18 protein-coding genes are annotated in these 18291 nt (G+C 65.6%); 16 read left to right on the forward strand and 2 right to left on the reverse strand.

Going from position 1 to position 18291, the window contains the following annotated elements:
- Nucleotides 1-55: 55 nt before the first annotated feature.
- Both aspS and AC5RVN_RS04155 read left to right on the forward strand, forming a co-directional pair.
- Nucleotides 56-1834: an aspartate--tRNA ligase gene (gene aspS / locus AC5RVN_RS04150; protein ID WP_494137161.1), complete on the forward strand. Its 1779-nt coding sequence runs from the start codon at nt 56-58 to the stop codon at nt 1832-1834.
- Nucleotides 1835-1968: 134 nt separating this feature from the next.
- On the forward strand, nt 1969-2703 hold the full coding sequence (locus tag AC5RVN_RS04155; protein WP_494040138.1) for a GNAT family N-acetyltransferase: 735 nt from the start codon (nt 1969-1971) through the stop codon (nt 2701-2703).
- 111 nt (nt 2704-2814) lie between these two features.
- On the opposite strand, the gene AC5RVN_RS04160 is transcribed toward AC5RVN_RS04155, so the two are convergent.
- Nucleotides 2815-3489: an acVLRF1 family peptidyl-tRNA hydrolase gene (locus tag AC5RVN_RS04160; protein ID WP_494039798.1), complete on the reverse strand. Its 675-nt coding sequence runs from the start codon at nt 3487-3489 to the stop codon at nt 2815-2817.
- 73 nt (nt 3490-3562) lie between these two features.
- Here AC5RVN_RS04160 and AC5RVN_RS04165 point away from each other — a divergent pair, with 73 nt between their 5' ends.
- The 14 genes from AC5RVN_RS04165 to nusB all read left to right on the forward strand — a co-directional run bounded on the left by AC5RVN_RS04165 (nt 3563) and on the right by nusB (nt 16947).
- Nucleotides 3563-4969, forward strand: coding sequence for a replication-associated recombination protein A (locus AC5RVN_RS04165; protein WP_494039797.1), 1407 nt, complete (start codon nt 3563-3565; stop codon nt 4967-4969).
- Between the two features lie 169 nt (nt 4970-5138).
- Nucleotides 5139-5765, forward strand: a complete 627-nt coding sequence (rpsD, locus tag AC5RVN_RS04170; RefSeq protein ID WP_494039796.1) for a 30S ribosomal protein S4 — start codon at nt 5139-5141, stop codon at nt 5763-5765.
- Nucleotides 5766-5911: 146 nt separating this feature from the next.
- On the forward strand, nt 5912-6286 hold the full coding sequence (locus AC5RVN_RS04175) for a DUF948 domain-containing protein (RefSeq protein WP_494039795.1): 375 nt from the start codon (nt 5912-5914) through the stop codon (nt 6284-6286).
- Nucleotides 6287-6303: 17 nt separating this feature from the next.
- Nucleotides 6304-6546, forward strand: a complete 243-nt coding sequence (locus AC5RVN_RS04180) for a hypothetical protein (protein WP_494039794.1) — start codon at nt 6304-6306, stop codon at nt 6544-6546.
- Between the two features lie 132 nt (nt 6547-6678).
- Nucleotides 6679-9357 (forward strand): alanine--tRNA ligase, encoded by a 2679-nt coding sequence (alaS, locus tag AC5RVN_RS04185; RefSeq protein WP_494137162.1) that lies wholly within the window; start codon nt 6679-6681, stop codon nt 9355-9357.
- Nucleotides 9358-9364: 7 nt separating this feature from the next.
- Nucleotides 9365-9958, forward strand: a complete 594-nt coding sequence (gene ruvX / locus AC5RVN_RS04190; protein ID WP_494039792.1) for a Holliday junction resolvase RuvX — start codon at nt 9365-9367, stop codon at nt 9956-9958.
- On the forward strand, nt 9955-11547 hold the full coding sequence (gene mltG / locus AC5RVN_RS04195; protein WP_494039791.1) for an endolytic transglycosylase MltG: 1593 nt from the start codon (nt 9955-9957) through the stop codon (nt 11545-11547). The genes ruvX and mltG overlap by 4 nt, the downstream gene beginning before the upstream one ends.
- Entirely contained in the window at nt 11544-12404 is an 861-nt protein-coding gene (locus tag AC5RVN_RS04200) for a shikimate dehydrogenase (protein ID WP_494039790.1), read from the forward strand. The genes mltG and AC5RVN_RS04200 overlap by 4 nt, the downstream gene beginning before the upstream one ends.
- Nucleotides 12405-12430: 26 nt before the next feature.
- Nucleotides 12431-13630, forward strand: a complete 1200-nt coding sequence (gene aroC, locus AC5RVN_RS04205; RefSeq protein ID WP_494137163.1) for a chorismate synthase — start codon at nt 12431-12433, stop codon at nt 13628-13630.
- A gap of 54 nt (nt 13631-13684) precedes the next feature.
- Nucleotides 13685-14194: a shikimate kinase gene (locus AC5RVN_RS04210; RefSeq protein WP_494137422.1), complete on the forward strand. Its 510-nt coding sequence runs from the start codon at nt 13685-13687 to the stop codon at nt 14192-14194.
- Nucleotides 14191-15282 (forward strand): 3-dehydroquinate synthase, encoded by a 1092-nt coding sequence (gene aroB, locus AC5RVN_RS04215; protein ID WP_494039788.1) that lies wholly within the window; start codon nt 14191-14193, stop codon nt 15280-15282. The genes AC5RVN_RS04210 and aroB overlap by 4 nt, the downstream gene beginning before the upstream one ends.
- Nucleotides 15282-15800, forward strand: a complete 519-nt coding sequence (locus tag AC5RVN_RS04220; protein WP_494039787.1) for a tetratricopeptide repeat protein — start codon at nt 15282-15284, stop codon at nt 15798-15800. The genes aroB and AC5RVN_RS04220 overlap by 1 nt, the downstream gene beginning before the upstream one ends.
- Nucleotides 15801-15973: 173 nt before the next feature.
- Complete coding sequence (efp, locus tag AC5RVN_RS04225) at nt 15974-16537, forward strand: elongation factor P (RefSeq protein ID WP_494039786.1); 564 nt, start codon at nt 15974-15976, stop codon at nt 16535-16537.
- Nucleotides 16537-16947 carry a transcription antitermination factor NusB gene (nusB, locus tag AC5RVN_RS04230; RefSeq protein ID WP_494039785.1) on the forward strand — a complete coding sequence of 137 codons (411 nt, stop codon included), beginning with the start codon at nt 16537-16539 and terminating at the stop codon, nt 16945-16947. Before efp ends, nusB begins: the two co-directional genes overlap by 1 nt.
- Nucleotides 16948-17003: 56 nt before the next feature.
- Here the strand turns inward: nusB and AC5RVN_RS04235 are convergent, their stop codons facing one another.
- Nucleotides 17004-18284 carry a PrsW family intramembrane metalloprotease gene (locus AC5RVN_RS04235; RefSeq protein WP_494039784.1) on the reverse strand — a complete coding sequence of 427 codons (1281 nt, stop codon included), beginning with the start codon at nt 18282-18284 and terminating at the stop codon, nt 17004-17006.
- Between the last annotated feature and the right edge of the window lie 7 nt (nt 18285-18291).

Consider the following 18291-nt stretch of genomic DNA (forward strand, 5'->3'; position numbering starts at 1 on the left):
ATCCTATTAAGCTTCGTGTTTATCTTCCCGCTGTTACCCCGCAGAAAGGCGTGCTGTGCTGCGCACACATGACCTCGGATCCCTTCGCTCCGAGCACATTGGACAAACCGTAACCCTCGCTGGCTGGGTGGGCCGCCGTCGTGATCACGGTGGTGTGGCCTTTGTTGACCTCCGCGATGCTTCCGGCGTGGCACAGGTTGTGGTGCGCGAGGAAGAAGTCTTCCACGGCCTGCGCAACGAGTATGTCCTGCAGATCACCGGCACCGTTGCCAAGCGGCCGGAGGGCAATGAGAACCCCGCCCTGGCCACCGGCGAGATCGAGGTCATGGCGGATAAGGTAGTCATCCTCAACACTTCCGAGCCGCTTCCGTTCCAGATTGACGAGCACGTTGAAGTGGGCGAGGAAGCGCGCCTGAAGCACCGCTACCTGGACCTGCGCCGTCCCGGCCCGGCCCGCAACCTCCGGCTGCGCTCGGAGGCAAACCGCGTTGCCCGTGAGCTGCTGCACCAGGACGGCTTTGTGGAGGTTGAAACCCCCACACTGACCCGTTCGACGCCGGAAGGCGCCCGTGACTTCGTGGTCCCCGCACGCCTCGCCCCGGGTTCCTGGTACGCCCTGCCGCAGTCCCCGCAGCTTTTCAAGCAGCTCCTGCAGGTTGGCGGGTTCGAGAAGTACTACCAAATCGCGCGCTGTTACCGCGATGAGGACTTCCGCGCAGACCGCCAGCCGGAATTCACCCAGCTGGACATCGAAGCCAGCTTCGTGGACCAGGACGACATCATTGCGCTGGGCGAAAACATCGTCAAGGCACTGTGGAAGCTGATCGACGTCGAGATCCCCACGCCCATCCAGCGGATCACCTACGCCGACGCCATGGCCCGCTACGGCTCGGACAAGCCCGACCTCCGCTTCGGCGTGGAACTGACCGAGCTCACCGGGTTCTTCAAAGACACGAACTTCGGCGTCTTTAAGGCTCCGTACGTGGGCGCCGTGGTAATGCCCGGCGGCGCCTCCCAGCCGCGCCGCACTTTGGACGGCTGGCAGGAATTCGCCAAGCAGCGCGGCCACAAGGGCCTTGCATACGTGCTGTTCAAGGAAGACGGCGAACTCGCCGGCCCGGTTGCCAAGAACCTGACCGACACAGAGCGCGCAGGCCTGGCCGATGCCGTCGGCGCCAAGCCCGGTGACTGCATCTTCTTCGCCGCAGGCGAGAAGTCCGCGGCCCGCGCCCTCCTCGGCGCCGCCCGCGTCGAAATTGGCCACCGCACCGGCCTGATCGACCCCAACGCCTGGGCCTTCTGCTGGGTAGTTGACGCTCCGATGTTCGAACCGGCAGCCGCAGCTGTCGCCTCCGGTGACGTCGCCGTCGGGGCCGGCAAGTGGACCGCTGTTCACCACGCCTTCACTTCGCCCAAGCCCGAGTTCCTGGAAACCTTCGACCAGGACCCGGAGTCGGCCCTGTCCTACGCGTACGACATCGTCTGCAACGGCAACGAAATCGGCGGCGGGTCCATCCGTATCCACGAACGCGACGTCCAGGAACGGGTCTTCGAACTGATGGGCCTGGACCGTGAAGACGCCCAGACCAAGTTCGGCTTCCTCCTGGAAGGCTTCAAGTACGGCGCCCCTCCGCATGGCGGCATCGCCTTCGGCTGGGACCGCGTGGTGGCTCTGCTGGCAGGTGTTGAGTCCATCCGCGACGTCATCGCCTTCCCGAAGACGGGCAACGGCTACGACCCCCTGACCGCGGCCCCTGCCCCGATCACCCCGCAGCAGCGCAAGGAAGCCGGCGTGGACTTCAAACCGGAAGCGAAACCTGCAGACGGCAAATAAGTCATCACCCGCTTGACCTGAAGGCTCTCCCGCCAGGGAGGGCCTTCAGGTTTATCAGCACAATTAGTCCGCAGACAGGAGTCCCCGTGGTCCAAGGTGTTCGTGGTACGGAAACCGGCGGCTTCGAAACGCTCATGGACGCGGCCTGGCCGGCCGTCGAGCGTTACGACACGGGGGAGTGGGTCCTCCGGGCTGCCGCAGGAGTCACCCAGCGGGCCAACTCGGTGTGGCCGCGGGAGGCTGCCGCAGAGCCCCAGGCTGCGCTGCGCGAGGCGGCCCAGTGGTACCGGCAGCGGCGGCTGCCCCTGATTTTCCAGGTAACGGACACGCCTGCCAATTCCGGACTGAACGCTTTGCTGGACCAGGAGGGCTTCATCCGCCAGTCGGAGACGCTCATCATGGCCCGGCCGGCCGGAGCCGCGCCCCTGCTTCCACGGTCCGCGAAGGTTGGCATCACGGACTGGCCAAGCAGGGAATGGCTGGGTCTCTGGTGGAGCGTTGACGGCCGCGGCGGCCAGGCGGAACAGGACACAGCGCGCACTATCCTTGCCGGTTGCCCATCGCTCTATGCGCTGGTGAGGGACGACGACGGCCTCCCGGCCGCCGTCGGGCGCCTCGCCCTGGTGGAGGGAACCGGCGGGATCTATTGCATGGCCACGTCCCCCTCGCGCCGCCGGCGGGGATACGCCTCGACGGTGCTGCAGGCGCTCCTGTCCGAAGGGACAGAACGCGGCCTGGACAGCTTCTGGCTGCTGGTGACCGCGGGGAACCATGGTGCCCGGCAGCTGTACAGCGAAGCCGGGTTCGAGGAGTCGGGCCGCTACCTCTACCGCCAGCAGCGGCCCAAGCGGGCGCTGACGGGCTGCTGACCTCAATCTCTCTGCGCCGTTTCGACGGTTCCCTGCCCAGTCGACGATCGGCAGCGCCGAACGCGCAGGGAACCGTCGAATTGGGCGGCGCGCGTCTGTTGATGGCCGGGGTTAAGCCGGTGGGTCGGTGACCTGGATCCGCACCGAGCACGCATCCGCTGCGGCCTTTTTCAGTACCGCCGCCTTGGGGTCCGGTGCGTCGAGGTAGGCCAGCCGCGGCAGGGCGGCGTAATGCTTCAAAGCCGGGTGCTCAAGGACGAAGCCCGCCAAAGCCCTGTCGCCACCGGGAACCACGTATTCGAAGGATTCTCCGCTGAACACCCGAAGCGCGTTCCCGGCAACCGTTTCCACGAGTGCATCCGCCTGGTTGGACCGGCGCCGGGCAAACCGCTGCTGGGACTGACCGCCTGCTGCGGACCGGGACTGCACGTAGGTGGAACCGACCTTCGAAGCCAGCACCAGTCCTTCGCTGACCACCGCAACACCGTAGCCTCCACGCCGGACCAGCAACAGGCCGAGCCGGCGGGGCTGGGACGCGAGGGAGGCGAGCCTTTCCAGGGCGTCCGCTCCGCGGCCCGGCCGGCCGTCGCCGGGCCACGGCGCCTGCAGGAGTGCTGTGGCGCCGTCGTCCGCCAGAAGGCGCAGGCCGTCGTCGTCATCGCGCACCTGGAATCCGCCGTGCCCCTCGCCGAACCTCTCCGCCCAGCCTTGAAGGCGGCTGCCCGTGACATAGGCGGTGCGGACAGAGGACGGTCGCGGCCCCCCGGCGGCGGCACGTGAGGACATGCAGGCATCCTTTCCCTGAAGGGCGGCAGCTTCCGGGCGGAAGCCCCCGGGTAACTGGAAGTAGCCTATCTATGTGGAAGATCTCTTCGGGCACGGGCCCGGCAATGATGATGACGACGGTCCCATTAACGCCGGCGGCGCCCCCGCCACCGGAAGCGCCAAGCAGCGCGGCCCGCTGGCGGTCCGGATGCGGCCCCGCACCCTCGATGAGGTGGTGGGCCAGCAGCACCTTCTGGGCCAGGGCTCCCCGCTGCGGCAACTGGCAGCGGGAGTGGACGCTGCCGGTCCCGCCGGACCCACCTCCCTGATCCTTTGGGGTCCTCCCGGGACGGGGAAAACCACCCTTGCCCACGTCATCGCCAGGGGACCGGGCCGAAAGTTCGTGGAACTGTCGGCCATCACCGCCGGGGTCAAGGACGTGCGGCGGGTGATGGACGACGCCCTGACCGCCCGCGACCTGTACAAAACCACCACTGTCCTGTTCCTCGACGAGATCCACCGCTTTAACAAGGCCCAGCAGGACGCCCTGTTGCCCGGCGTCGAAAACCGTTGGGTGGTCCTGGTGGCTGCCACCACAGAGAACCCTTCCTTTTCCGTGGTCTCGCCCCTGCTGTCCCGCTCCCTGCTGCTGACCCTCAAACCTTTGACCGAAGCCGACATCGAGGGGCTCCTTCAGCGCGCCGTTGCAGACTCCCGCGGGCTCGGCGGACAGGTGAAACTCGACGACGAATCCCTGGCGCACCTCGTCAGGCTCTCCGGCGGTGATGCCCGGCGGGCCCTGACAGCGCTTGAAGCTGCAGCCGGTGTGGCATTCGGCGATGCAGACGACGCCAGCGACGGCACGGTGAAGGTGGAACTGAAGCACACCGAGCGGGCCCTTGACGTGGCGGCCGTCCGCTATGACCGCGCAGGGGACCAGCACTATGACGTGGCCAGCGCCTTCATCAAGTCCATCCGTGGTTCGGACGTGGACGCCGCCCTGCATTACCTGGCGCGGATGCTCGAAGCGGGGGAGGACCCGCGGTTCGTCGCCCGCCGGATCGTCATCTCCGCGGCGGAGGATGTGGGAATGGCTGATCCCACTGCCCTGCAGACCGCGGTGGCCGCAGCCCAGGCCGTGCAGCTGATCGGAATGCCCGAGGGGCGGATCATCCTGGCCGAGGCGGTGGTGCACCTGGCTACAGCCCCCAAATCCAACGCCGCCTACATGGGGATCAACAAAGCCATTGCCGATGTCCGCGCCGGGCTGGGGAACGGCATCCCTGCCCACCTGCGGGACGCGCACTATCCGGGTTCCAAGCAGCTGGGCCACGGCCTTGGCTACAAGTACGCACACGACGCGCCCCACGGCGTGGCAGCACAGCAGTACCCGCCGGACGATCTGGTGGGGAAGGACTATTACCAGCCCACAACCAACGGTGCGGAGCGGGACATCGCGGTGCGGCTGGAGCGGCTGCGGAAGATCGTCCGGGGCAAGTAGGGCCGTGCTAGGATAGTACGTTGTCTGGCAAGGCGCGGACGCACAATCTCCCCAATTTCACGTTGAGAAGGTTATGCCTGCGCCCAGTAGCAAAAGGCAGCGGTTGGCCGATGCTCTCCATCGTGGAGGCCAGTAACACTGACACACCGCAGATATTGGAAGGACACAAGTGGCTAACAACACTCGTGCTCGCCGTCAGGCCCGCCTCTCGCGGTCCCTCGGCATCGCTCTGACCCCCAAGGCCGCCAAGTACATGGAGCGCCGCCCGTACGGCCCCGGTGAGCATGGCCGTGCCCGCAAGAAGCAGGACTCCGACTACGCCGTACGTCTGCGCGAAAAGCAGCGCCTGCGCGCCCAGTACGGCATCCGCGAAGCACAGATGACCCGTGCCTTCGAAGAGGCCCGCCGCACCAAGGGCCTGACCGGTGAAAACCTCATCGAACTGCTCGAAATGCGTCTTGACGCCCTGGTCCTGCGTGCCGGCTTCGCCCGCACCATCGCCCAGGCCCGCCAGCTGGTTGTGCACCGCCACATCATGGTTGACGGCATCCGCGTTGACCGCCCGTCGTTCCGCGTCGGCGAGGGCCAGCTGGTCCACGTCCACAGCCGCAGCGAAACCATGGCTCCGCTCCAGGTTGCAGCAGCCGGCGCCCACCGCGACGTCCTGCCCGCCGTCCCGGCATACCTGGACGTCAAGCTGGAAGCCCTGCAGGCACGCCTGGTCCGCCGTCCCAAGCGCTCCGAGGTCCCCGTGACCTGCGAAGAGCAGCTGGTCGTCGAATTCTACGCACGCTAAATCCAGGCAGCGTATACAAGGAAGCCCGTGGCAAGCGCCGCGGGCTTCTTTGTATGTAAGGTACTTGGGGGGACATCCGCGGAATGCGCTTTACGACGCGTCCGCCGGTGGGAACGAACCACAGAATTTCTAGGAGATGAACGTCTATGTCTGGTGGCGATATTGCCGGCCTGATCGCTGCCGGAGTGTTTGCGCTCCTGGTGCTGCTGCTTGCGGTGCCCATCCTGAAGCTGGGCAAAGTCCTGGACGAGGTCCGGACCACCATCAGGTCCCTCAGCGACGGCGCCACACCGCTGATGGACGAGGTCACGGCCACCGTGTCCACCACCAACCAGCAGCTGAAGAAGGTGGACGGCATTTCCTCCAACGTCTCCGACGCGTCGGCAAACCTCTCGGCACTGTCCTCGCTGGTTGCCGCCACCGTTGGCTCGCCGCTCATCAAAGTGGCAGCGTTCAGCTACGGCGTCCGCACCGCCCTGGCAAACCGCAAGAAACCCGCTGCCGGCCGCCGCAGCCGCTGAACACCGGAGAACCTAAAATGAAACGACTTGTCTGGATGGGAATCGGCGTGGCGATCGGAGTCATCGCGCTCCGCAAAGTCACGGAGGCACAGGCCAGCATGCAGTCCACACTGGGCCCGCAGGGCCTCAACCGGGCAGTAGGCCGGCTCGCCGACGGCGTCTACGACTTCGCCGATGCCATCCGCGACGGCATGCGTGAACGGGAAACGGACCTCCGCGCCGCCCTCGGGGTGGAGTCCGCAGAACTCGTCCGCCGCTGACCTGGCAACCGGCCAGGCCGCAGCCCGCACTCGGCCTGCCAGAACCAACCGGCAGTAGCCGTGCTCACGGAACTGCCAAGAGAACGAACTTCCACGCACACGTGTGGACCAAGAAGGGTAAGTAAACAGCTCATGAAGTCGCAGGAGATTACCAAACGCTGGGTGGACTTTTTTGTCAGTAAGGGCCACACCGCGGTTCCCTCCGCATCGCTGGTCTCCAGCGACCCCTCGCTGCTGTTCACGGTTGCCGGCATGGTTCCGTTCATTCCCTACCTCACCGCCCGCGAGGAACCGCCCTACTCCCGCGCCACCAGCGTGCAGAAGTGCATCCGCACGGGCGACATCGAGGAAGTGGGCAAAACCGCCCGTCACGGCACCTTCTTCCAGATGTGCGGAAACTTCTCCTTTGGCGACTACTTCAAGGAAGACGCCATCAAGTTCGCCTGGGAGCTGCTGACCAAGAGCGTGGACGACGGCGGCTACGGCCTCGCACCCGAACTGCTGTGGGTAACGGTCTACGAAGAAGACGACGAAGCCAAGGAACTGTGGCTGAAAAACACCGGTGTTCCGGCCGAACGCATCCAGAAGATGGGCAAGTCCGACAACTACTGGCACACCGGCCAGCCGGGCCCCGCAGGTCCCTGCTCCGAGATCTACTATGACCGCGGACCTGCCTACGGCATCGAGGGCGGCCCGCTGGCTGACGAGACCCGGTACATCGAAATCTGGAACCTCGTGTTCATGCAGTACCAGATCGAAAATGTCCGGTCCAAGGAGGACTTCGACGTTGTGGGCGAACTGCCCAAGCGCAACATCGATACGGGTCTGGGCATGGAACGCCTGGCCATGATCCTGCAGGGCGTCGAGAACATGTACGAGACCGACCAGGTCCGCCCCGTCATCGACAAGGCAGCCGAGCTCTCGGGCAAGGAGTACACCTCCGCTGAAACGCCTGACGACCCGCACCACACCGACGATGTGCGCATGCGCGTGGTGGGCGACCACATCCGCTCTGCACTGATGCTGATTTCCGACGGCGTGACCCCCTCCAACGAAGGCCGCGGCTACGTCCTGCGCCGTCTCATCCGCCGTGCTGTACGGTCCATGCGCCTCCTCGGCGTCGAACAGGCCTGCCTGCCGGACCTGCTGCCGGCCTCACGGGATGCCATGAAGGGCGTCTACCCAGTAGTGGAGACCGACTTCGCCCGCATCAGCCGCATCGCCTACGCCGAAGAAAAGGCGTTCCTGCGCACCATCGCCTCCGGAACCGCCCGGCTCGAGGACGCCGTCAAGGAATCCAAGGCCGCCAGCAAGCCCCTGTCCGGCGCCGACGCTTTCGCCCTGCACGATACCTACGGGTTCCCCATCGACCTGACGCTGGAAATGGCCGAGGAGGCCGGGCTCCAAGTGGACGAGGCAGCATTCCGCAGCCTCATGCAGGAGCAGCGCCAGCGCGCCCAGGCCGACGCCAAAGGCAAGAAGGGCGGCCACGCCGACCTCAGCGCCTTCCAGGAAATCCTCGCCCAGGGTGAGACCGTCTTCACCGGTTACACAGAGCTCGACGGCGAATCCCGCGTACGCGGCATCCTCACCGGAGGACAGCCGGTTCAGCAGGCATCCACGGGCGACGAAATTGAACTCGTACTCTCCGAGACCCCGTTCTATGCAGAAGCGGGCGGCCAAGCAGCCGACACCGGCCTGATCACCGGCGACGGGTTCGTCGTTGAGGTCCTCGATGTCCAGCGCCCGCTCAAGGGCCTGAGCGTCCACAAGGCCATCGTCCGCGAAGGCGAGATCGGGGCGGACTCACTGGTGCGTGCAGCCGTTGACCGCGAACGCCGCCACGCGGCCGAGCAGGCCCACACCGGCACGCACATCGTGCACGCCGCACTCCACCAGATCCTGGGCCCGGAAGCCACCCAGCGCGGGTCCTACAACAAGGCAGGCTACCTGCGCTTCGACTTCGCCTGGGGCGAGGGCCTGAGCACCGCCACCCGTTCGGAAATCGAAGAGGTCTCCAACCTCGCCATCCGGAACAACTACGCCGTGGAAACAAAGGTGATGGGACTGGCTGAAGCCAAGGCCCTTGGCGCCATGGCCCTGTTCGGTGAAAACTACGGCAGTGAGGTCCGCGTTGTGGAGATCGACGGCGCGTGGTCCCGAGAGCTTTGCGGCGGAACCCACGTGGCCAACACCTCGCTGATCGGCAGCCTCTCCCTCCTGGGCGAACAGTCGGTAGGCTCAGGAAACCGCCGTGTTGAGGCTTTCGTGGGCATGGAGGCGTTCCGCCACCTGGCCGCCGAGCGTGCCCTGGTGACGGAACTGACCGACCTGCTCAAGGTCCCGTCCGGTCAACTGGCTGACAGGATCGCCGCCACCCTTGCCAAGCTTAAGGCTACGGAGAAGGAGCTCGACAGGCTCCGCAAGGAGCAGCTGGCCGCTTCCGCCGCCCAGCTCGTCAACAGCGCCAGGGACGCCTCCGGAGTCAGCGTCATCGCGCACGACGCCGGGCAGGTCAGCGGTGCCGACGACCTCCGCGGCCTGGCGCTGGATCTGCGGAACCGCCTGGGTTTAGCGGCCGCCACGGTGGCAGTGGCCGGCGTCGCGAACGACCGCCCGATGATCCTGGTTGCCACCAATGAAGCCGCACGGGAAGCCGGCGTCAAGGCCGGTGCCCTGGTACGTCTCGCCGCAGGGATCCTCGGCGGCGGCGGCGGCGGCAAGGACGACGTTGCCCAGGGCGGCGGAACGGACGCTGCCAAGGTGGCCCCTGCCCTTGCAGCGGTCGTGGACGCCATTTCCGGGCGATAACCCACCCATGACCAATCCTTCCGCAGCCGGCGCCCCCCAGGGCATTAAACTGGGGGTCGACGTCGGTACCGTCCGGGTAGGCGTGGCCATCTGCGACCGCGATTCGATCCTGGCCACGCCGTACAAGACGCTGGACCGCAACGCCAGGAAAAACTCGGACGTGCGGGTCATCGCCAACCTGGTTGAGGAACTTGGCGCGGTACAGGTCATCGTTGGCCTGCCCCGGACCATGAAGGGTGAAGAGCACGCGTCCGCGAAAATGGCCACGGAGTACGCGGAGCTCCTGGCTGCAGAGCTTGGGTCACGGGCTTTGTCCGTGCCGGTGAACCTGGTGGATGAGCGCCTGAGCAGCGTTACAGCCCACCGGAACCTGCATGAAGCTGGCATGAGCAGCCGGAACCACCGTAAAGTAGTTGATCAGGTCGCGGCGGCAGGTATCCTTCAGCACGCCCTCGACATGCAAAAAGCCAGGGGAGCGGACGTCGGCCGACGCGTGGCGGCGCCCTCCCCTTTCGGGGACCCGGGGGTCAGCGAAGTGGATGATTCTGTCTGCGCCACCCCGGACACGGACCAATCTTCAAATGATGGAAGGCAACAGTGAGTCCTGCCAATATTGACGACGCTTCCGGCCCCTTGGACGCCGGGGGAGCGAGGCCGCTGACCCGCAAGGAACTCCGGGCGCTGGAAAAGACCTCTGACACCGGACTCCAGGCCGCCGTGCCCGAACAAGCCTACGAGACGGGGCAGGACGTTCCGGCGCTGCCATCCGGACCGCCGGCCGCCGCCGCACCACGGCTTCCTGCGGGCGCCCCGGCTCCGGGGGATCAGCCGCTCCCGGCCGCCCCGGAGGCGCCGCCGTCCATCCAAAACGTCCAACTCGACGACGCCCCTCACGACGACGATTCCATTTCCTATCCGGAGCCTGTCCTCGCCGGGCACAGGGACTCAGCGGAGGGGCATTACGACGACGACGCCCACTATGCCGAGGGACACTACTACCAGGAGGGCGTGCACCACGACGATGCCCTCCATCACGAAGGACGCTATGACCAGGGGCACTACGATGATGCGCACCACGCAGGGCACCACGAGTTCCTGCCCGCTGCGGCAGCGCCCGTAGTGGCCAAACCGTCCAAGAAGGTCCGCCGCCGCCGGAGATTGCTGGCGCTGTTCCTCACTCTTGCCGTTTTCGTCACGGCGGTCGCCGTCGGTGCGCAGTTCCTGAAGCCGCTGCTTGGCAGCGGCAAACCCAATGACTTCCCTGGCCCGGGTTCAGGCCAGGTCCTGGTGACGGTCGAGAACGGTGAAGGCACGCGTTCTGTTGCCAGCAAGCTGGAAGGTGAGCGCGTCGTCGCCAATTCCGACACCTTCCTCCAGGCGTTCAATGCATCGGGCGGTGTCCTGGCTCCAGGTGACTACACGTTCAAAACGGAAATGAAGAACACCGACGCCGTCAATGTCCTGCTCGGCAAGGACCAGGAGAAGGTAATTTACTTCGCCCTCAGTGCCGGCCTCCGTATCGGCGAGTCGCTGCAGGCGATTTCTGAAGGTTCCGGGATCTCCATCCAGGATCTCCAGGCCCTCAGCAACCAGCCGGCCCAGTTTGGCCTTCCCGCAACAGCCAAAAACCTGGAAGGGTATCTCGCCCCGGGCGAGCACCGTTATCCGCTTGGCACGCCGGCAAAGGACATCCTCCAATCGCTGGTCAAGGTCACCGTGGATGAACTGAAGTCCCAGGGCATCAACGATCCCGCCAAGCAGTATGAGGCAGTTATTGTCGCCAGCATCGTCCAGGCCGAGGGCGGCCAGGCCGAGTACGGCGACGTGGCCGGGGCCATCTACAACAGGCTCAAGCCCAACGATCAAACCAACGGCTTCCTGCAGGTGGACTCAGCCGTCACCTACGGCCTGGGAACCAAGAGCTACAACTTCACGGACGAGCAGCGCCAGGACAAGTCCAACCCGTACAACACTTACGCGAATCCGGGCCTTCCCCCCGGGCCGATCGGTTCTCCGGGTAAAACAGCCATTGACGCTGCCGCCAAGCCCAAGTCCAACGATTTCCTGTACTGGGTGACCATCAACCTGGACACGAAGGAAACGAAGTTCTCCCGGACGCTCGCTGAACACAACACCTACGTTGAGCAGTACAACGCCTGGTGCACGGCGAACGTCGGCCGCTGCACATGAGCCTGCGGGCAGCCGTCCTGGGCCACCCCATCAGCCACTCAAAGTCTCCGGCGCTGCATCACGCGGCGTACAGCAAGCTCGGCATCGGCATCAGCTACACGGCAATCGACGTCACTGAACAACTGCTGCCCTCGCTGATGCGGCAGCTCCGGGACCAGCCAGGCTGGCGCGGCCTCTCGGTCACCATGCCCTTGAAGGCGGCCATGGTCGGTGAGGTGGACGAAGTCCGCGGCGTTGCCCGGACCCTGGGAGTAGTGAACACCGTGGCCTTTGAGGAACACGGGACCGGTTCCCGGGCCGTCGGGTTCAATACGGACGTCACCGGCATCGTCAACGCCATCCGGCACGCGGGCGGCAAGACACCGGAGTCCCCCGTTATCCTCGGCGGGGGAGGGACTGCGGCCGCCGCTGTTGCAGCCCTTAGGGAACTTGGAGCCGGCTCCGCGAGGCTTTTTGTACGTGATCCGTTACGCACAGCAGAAGTCCGCGCCGCAGCAGAAAGCCTCGGCCTCGCACTGGAGGCCCGTCCCCTGGCGGAGGCGGCAGGAACAACAGCCGCCGCCGACGTCGTTATCTCAACCCTGCCGCCGCGCGCTGCGGACGGGCTGGCGGCAGAGATCGCGGCACTGAAGATGCCGACGCCGGGCATATTGCTGGACGTCGCCTACGACCCCTGGCCCAGCCGCGTTGCAGCTGTGTGGGCGGCCGGCGGCGGTGCGGTGGTGCCCGGCCTTGAAATGTTGCTGTACCAGGCGGTGGAACAGGTGCGCCTGTTCAGCCGGCTCGACGAGGAAGTTAACTCCTCTGTCATAGATGTGATGTGCGACTCAGTCGGCCTTCCCCGACGGGCGCTGTGACCGCCATACGTGGCAGGATGGAAAATATGTTGCGTTGGTTGACTGCCGGTGAATCCCATGGTCCGGCTCTGATGGGAATTATTGAAGGCGTCCCCGCCGGTGTGGAAATCACCAGTGGGCACATCGCTGATTCACTGGCCCGCCGCCGCCTTGGCTACGGACGCGGCGCGCGCATGAAGTTCGAACAGGACGTTGTGACCATCCTTGGCGGAGTCCGGCACGGGCGTACCCAGGGCGGCCCCGTGGCCATCCAGGTAGGCAACACCGAATGGCCCAAGTGGGAACAGATCATGTCCGCCGATCCCGTCGACGCCGGACTCCTTGCCGACCAGGCCCGCAACGCGCCGCTGACCCGCCCCCGCCCCGGGCATGCCGACTTCACCGGAATGCAGAAGTACGGCTTTGATGAAGCCCGCCCCGTCCTCGAGCGCGCCAGCGCCCGGGAAACTGCCACGCGCGTAGCAATGGGTACCGTCGCTGCGCAGTTCCTGAAGCACCTGGGCATTGAACTCGTCAGCCACACCGTCTCCATCGCGACCGTCACGGTGCCCGAAGGACGGCCCCTGCCGGTTCCCGCCGACGTGCTGGCCCTGGACTCCGATCCGCTGCGCTGCTTTGACCGGGAAACTTCCGATGCGATGGTGGCCGAGGTTGATGCCGCGCATAAGGAAGGCGAAACCCTGGGCGGCGTGGTTGAAGTCCTCGCCTACGGGCTTCCGCCGGGACTTGGAAGCTACGTGCACTGGGACCGCCGGCTCGACTCCCGGCTCGCTGCAGCCCTCATGGGCATCCAGGCCATCAAGGGCGTGGAGGTTGGTGACGGCTTCCTCACTGCCGCGCGCCGCGGTTCTGCTGCCCACGACGAAATCGTGCGCGATGCAGACGGACGCATTATCCGCACCAGCAACCGTGCCGGCGGCATCGAGGGCGGCATGAGCATTGGTGACGTGCTGCGCGTACGGGCCGCCATGAAGCCCATCGCCACCGTGCCGCGGGCCCTCAAGACCATTGACATCAGCACCGGTGAAGCCGCCAAGGCGCACCACCAGCGGTCCGACGTTTGTGCCGTCCCGGCCGCCGGCGTGGTTGCGGAAGCCATGGTGGCGCTGGTCCTGGCCGAGGCGGTCACCGAAAAGTTCGGCGGCGATTCGGTGACGGAGACCGCTCGGAACATCAAGGGCTACCTGGACAGCATCCCGGCGTCCCTGGACTCGATCGGCCAGTAAGTGCCCTCCAGCAACAAAACCGCCCCCACGGGCCCGGTGGTGCTCATCGGGCCCATGGCCGTCGGTAAATCCGCTATCGGGCGGCAACTGGCCGATCAGCTCGGTGCTCCGTTCGTGGACACCGACGCCGTCATCGTGGCGGCCCACGGATCCATCTCCGACATCTTCGCCGGACGCGGAGAGCACACGTTCCGCGAGATCGAAGCCAGGACAGTGGCCCACGCCGTCGAAGCAGCGGAAGGCACGGCCACAGTCATCTCCCTGGGTGGAGGTGCTGTCCTTGACTCCGGAACCCAACAGCTGCTCAACAGGTGCACTGTGGTGTACCTGGAATGCGACGCCAGCACAGTTGCCGGACGCATAGCCCGCAATTCGGGCAGGCCGCTGCTGGCGGGGGATGCGGTTGGCCGTTGGACGGCCGTGTTTGCCACCCGCAGGCCCGTCTACGAACGGCTGGCTGACATAACCCTGGACGTGCGCCACGGCTCGGTTTCCGAGCTGGGACGCCGGCTGGAAGCAGCACTGCGCGACTACGCAGCTGCCAAACAGGAAGTTGAAAAGTGAGCGTCGAATCAACAGTCATCAAAGTGACCGGCGAATCCGCCGGCAACAACTACGACGTCGTGGTGGGACGCGGACTGCTGGGTGACCTTCCCGGCCTGCTCGGCGAGCGTGTCCGCCGGGTCCTCGTCATTCACCCGCGTGCCCTGCGCCTCACCGGGGACACCGTCCGCGACGAACTGGCGGCAGCGGGTTTCACCTCACTCACGGCGGAAATCCCGGACGCCGAAGAAGGCAAGCACATCCAAGTGGCGGCCTTCTGCTGGCAGGTCCTGGGGCAGAACGATTTCACCCGGTCCGACGCGATCGTGGCCGTGGGGGGAGGCGCCGTCACGGACCTCGCCGGCTTCGTCGCCGCCACCTGGCTGCGCGGCATCAAGGTCATCCACATGCCCACCAGCCTGCTCGGCATGGTGGACGCCTCGGTGGGTGGAAAGACCGGCATCAACACCGCCGAAGGCAAGAACCTCGTGGGCGCCTTCCACCCGCCGGCAGCTGTGCTGGCGGACCTGGACACGCTGAATACCCTGCCGAAAAACGAGATCATCTCTGGAATGGCAGAGGTCATCAAGTGCGGCTTCATCGCGGACCCTGCGATCCTGGACCTCATCGAAAAGGAACCCGAAGCGGTGGTGGACCCGCAGTCAGCCGTCCTCCGGGAACTCATTGAGCGTGCTATCGCGGTCAAAGCCAAAGTTGTCTCGGAAGACCTCAAGGAATCGGGGCTGCGGGAAATCCTGAACTACGGGCACACGCTGGGGCACGCCATAGAGCTGGTGGAACGCTACTCCTGGCGTCACGGCGCCGCTGTGTCCGTGGGCATGATGTTCGCCGCCGAACTGGCCCGCAGCGTCGGGCGGCTCAGTGACGCCGACGCCGACCGGCACCGCACCATCCTCGACGGACTGGGACTGCCCGTCACTTACCGCCGGGACCGGTGGCAGGGCCTGCTGGACGGAATGCGCCGGGACAAGAAGTCCCGCGGCGACCTGCTGCGTTTTGTTGTTCTGGACGGCGTTGCCAAACCGGGGATCCTCGATGTGCCGGACACGTCACTGCTGTTCGCCGCGTACCAGGAGATTGCTTCCTGATGCACGGCCACATGGAAGGTACGGCAGAGTGGCCGGAGGCTGGCTTCCCGGGAATCCGCATCAATCCGGAAACGCTGCTGCCCCAGATCGTGAACCATGACGCGTGCCGTGAGGCCCTGGCGGTGTCTGCCGATCCGGCCGACCATATTTATGTCCTGCTGGTGGAAGGGCATTCCGCAGAGGCGGCGGAACTGCTGGCCGAAGCGCGGTTCAAGGATCCCGAGTCCTTCAAGCTGCGGGCTTTCGAAGCCGAGGTGCTCCGGGTTTCAAACCGGCTCGACCGCGCCGTGGAGCTGTTCCGTCAGCTGCTTGCCGAGGTGCAGGGGACGCCGCGGGAGGCGCTGGTACTGCAGTTCCTCGGCAAGACCCAGTACACCGCGGGGCAGACCTCGGCGGCGGTCGAGTCGTTCGCCCGCGCCCTGGACCTGCGTGTTGCGGAATCAGCGGACGCCGCCCTGATCTACTCATCCACGGTGGCGCTGCAGCGGGCCCGGGACGTCCTGGACCTGGCCTGCTGACCGCTTCCCCGGGCTTATCCCGGAAAGGGCCGCCGTTTAACCCGGTAGAATGGTTCTTGGATTTTTTTCGACGCCCCGATTTTTGACAAAAACGCGCCGGCACGCCGAGAGGCAGGCCCGCCCGGCATACAACGTCTGACAACGCGACCAGACATAGAAACCAGAGGAAACCAGTGGCAACCACTAACGACATCAAGAACGGAACGGTCCTGAAGCTCGAGGGCCAGCTCTGGAACATCATCGAATTCCAGCACGTCAAGCCGGGCAAGGGCGGCGCCTTTGTGCGTACGAAGATGCGCAACGTGATGTCCGGAAAGGTCGTGGACAAGACGTTCAACGCCGGGCTCAAGATCGAAACCGCCACCGTTGACCGCCGTGACTACCAGTACCTGTACCAGGACGGCGCCGACTTCGTGTTCATGGACACCTCGGACTACGACCAGATCACGGTTTCCGGGGCAACGGTGGGGGACGCCACCAACTTCATGCTCGAGAACCAGATGGTCAACATCGCCATTCACGAGGGCAACCCGCTGTACATCGAGCTGCCGCCGAGCGTCGTCCTCGAGATCACCTACACCGAGCCGGGCCTGCAGGGTGACCGCTCCTCTGCCGGCACCAAGCCCGCCACCCTGGAGACCGGCTACGAGATTCAGGTTCCGCTGTTTATCGAGAACAACACCAAGGTCAAGGTGGACACCCGTGACGGCAGCTACCTCGGCCGGGTCACCGACTAGTGAGCGCACGCGGTAAAGCCCGCAACAGGGCCCTGGATGTTCTTTTCGAAGCCGAGCAGCGCTCGGTTTCGGCCTTTGACGTGCTCCGGGCACGCCGTGAGAAGACCGACCAGATCGTCAACCCCTACACCCTGGAGATTGTGGAGGGCGTGGTGTCCCAGCAGGCCGCTATCGACGAGTTCCTCGAAACGTACTCACAGGGCTGGACCCTCGAGCGGATGCCGTCAGTGGACCGCATCATCCTGCGCATTGGCACGTGGGAGCTCCTCTACAACGACGACGTCCCCGACGGTGTGGCTGTGAGCGAGGCTGTGGCGCTGGCCAAGACGCTGTCCACCGATGAGTCACCGCAGTTCATCAACGGCCTCCTGGGCCGCCTGCAGCAGCTGAAGCCTTCTCTGCTCGCTTAGCTTGCAGAATCACTGGAGGGCTGGCCCCCGTGGGGGCCGGCCCTTCCAGCGTTTAATCAGCCGGCGACGGCGGCCCGCAGGGCCAGGACCCGCTGCAGCTGCCGGCGCTCCTCAGCCTGGTGCAGCTGCACGTCGCGGCCGCTGAGGATGCGCTGGCGGGTGTTGGCCAGCTGGGTCGCCGCCTTCAGGAACTCTTTCATCTGCCGCTTCCTGCCGTAGCTGCCCGCCCAGGTAAGGGCAGTTCTTCGCCCGCCCAGCGTGGCCAGGAGCTCCACCTCCGCGGGGGTGAACCAGCCGGCGGCGGAGTATTCGAGCAGGCGCTGGCGGGTCAGCCGTTTCTCCGCGACGCGCAGGAGGATGATGCCGGCTATGGCAAGGAAGAAAATGGGAACCTGGATCAGGATGTAATCCACCAGGAAGCCCTGGCCCATGCTGTTCCAGCGGTTGTGCAGGATCATGGCCGGCACCAGTCCCACGAAGAAGGCAGCCACCGAAGCGCCCGCGTGCCAGCGCCGGGCGGCGTAGCCCATGATGAGTCCGGTGGTGCCCGTGAAGATCGCATGGGCAAAGGGGGACATCACGCCGCGAAGGAAAAATACCTGGGCGAAATCGCTGGCCGGGTCTGCTGATTCCGCAATGGCCCTGCCGAAATACAGGATGTTCTCCGTGAACGCGAAGCCTCCCGCGATGGTGAACGCAAAGACCACCCCGTCCACCGGCCCGTCGAAGTGCTTCCTGGCCAGCAGGAGCAGAAGCAGCAGCCCCAGGGACTTGGCAAACTCCTCCACAATGGGCGCCTGCACCGTGGCCATGTAGGTCTGCAGGTCCGAGCCGTCGGATAACTGGAACCCCAGCACAAAAAACGGCTGGATCAGCAGTGTGACGGCAATGGATACCGCCGCGCCCCAGGTAAAAGCGAAGTACAGCAGCCGCTTCGGCTCGGGTTCCCACTTATCAATGACATACACAGCCAGAAGGACGACGGACAGGGGAATGAGCGAGGCCAGGAATCCCACCAGGAACCCGGCCGGGCCCGTGTTCGAGAGCAGGAACGGCACCACCAGGAACAGGCTGAGGAAGGCCAGGGCGCTGCCGCCGACGGTGAGTCCCACCAGCCCGCCGCTGCGTGTCCGGCCGGCCCGAACCACCGTTCCCTGGACCTGCGGCGGCACCACCGTATCCAGGGCGCGGCCCTGATGCCCCGGAGCAGGCCGGTAATTCTCCGGCTGCACATGACCCATCCAGCTCGGGTTGGCGTCGCGGGGGAGCGGGCCGCCCGCTCCACGGTACGGATGTTCGGGCGGCCCGGACGCAGGGTAGCGGGGATGCATCGACATAACCGAA

The sequence above is a fragment of the Arthrobacter sp. sptzw32 genome (genome assembly GCF_059089735.1).

Coding starts and splice junctions, on each gene's coding strand:
- AC5RVN_RS04155 (WP_494040138.1), top strand. CDS start 1,969: ATGGACGCGGCCTGGCCGGCCGTCGAGCGTTACGACACGGGGGAGTGG.
- AC5RVN_RS04160 (WP_494039798.1), bottom strand. CDS start 3,489: ATGTCCTCACGTGCCGCCGCCGGGGGGCCGCGACCGTCCTCTGTCCGC.
- AC5RVN_RS04175 (WP_494039795.1), top strand. CDS start 5,912: ATGTCTGGTGGCGATATTGCCGGCCTGATCGCTGCCGGAGTGTTTGCG.
- AC5RVN_RS04180 (WP_494039794.1), top strand. CDS start 6,304: ATGAAACGACTTGTCTGGATGGGAATCGGCGTGGCGATCGGAGTCATC.
- alaS (WP_494137162.1), top strand. CDS start 6,679: ATGAAGTCGCAGGAGATTACCAAACGCTGGGTGGACTTTTTTGTCAGT.
- ruvX (WP_494039792.1), top strand. CDS start 9,365: ATGACCAATCCTTCCGCAGCCGGCGCCCCCCAGGGCATTAAACTGGGG.
- AC5RVN_RS04200 (WP_494039790.1), top strand. CDS start 11,544: ATGAGCCTGCGGGCAGCCGTCCTGGGCCACCCCATCAGCCACTCAAAG.
- aroC (WP_494137163.1), top strand. CDS start 12,431: ATGTTGCGTTGGTTGACTGCCGGTGAATCCCATGGTCCGGCTCTGATG.
- AC5RVN_RS04210 (WP_494137422.1), top strand. CDS start 13,685: ATGGCCGTCGGTAAATCCGCTATCGGGCGGCAACTGGCCGATCAGCTC.
- AC5RVN_RS04220 (WP_494039787.1), top strand. CDS start 15,282: ATGCACGGCCACATGGAAGGTACGGCAGAGTGGCCGGAGGCTGGCTTC.
- AC5RVN_RS04235 (WP_494039784.1), bottom strand. CDS start 18,284: ATGTCGATGCATCCCCGCTACCCTGCGTCCGGGCCGCCCGAACATCCG.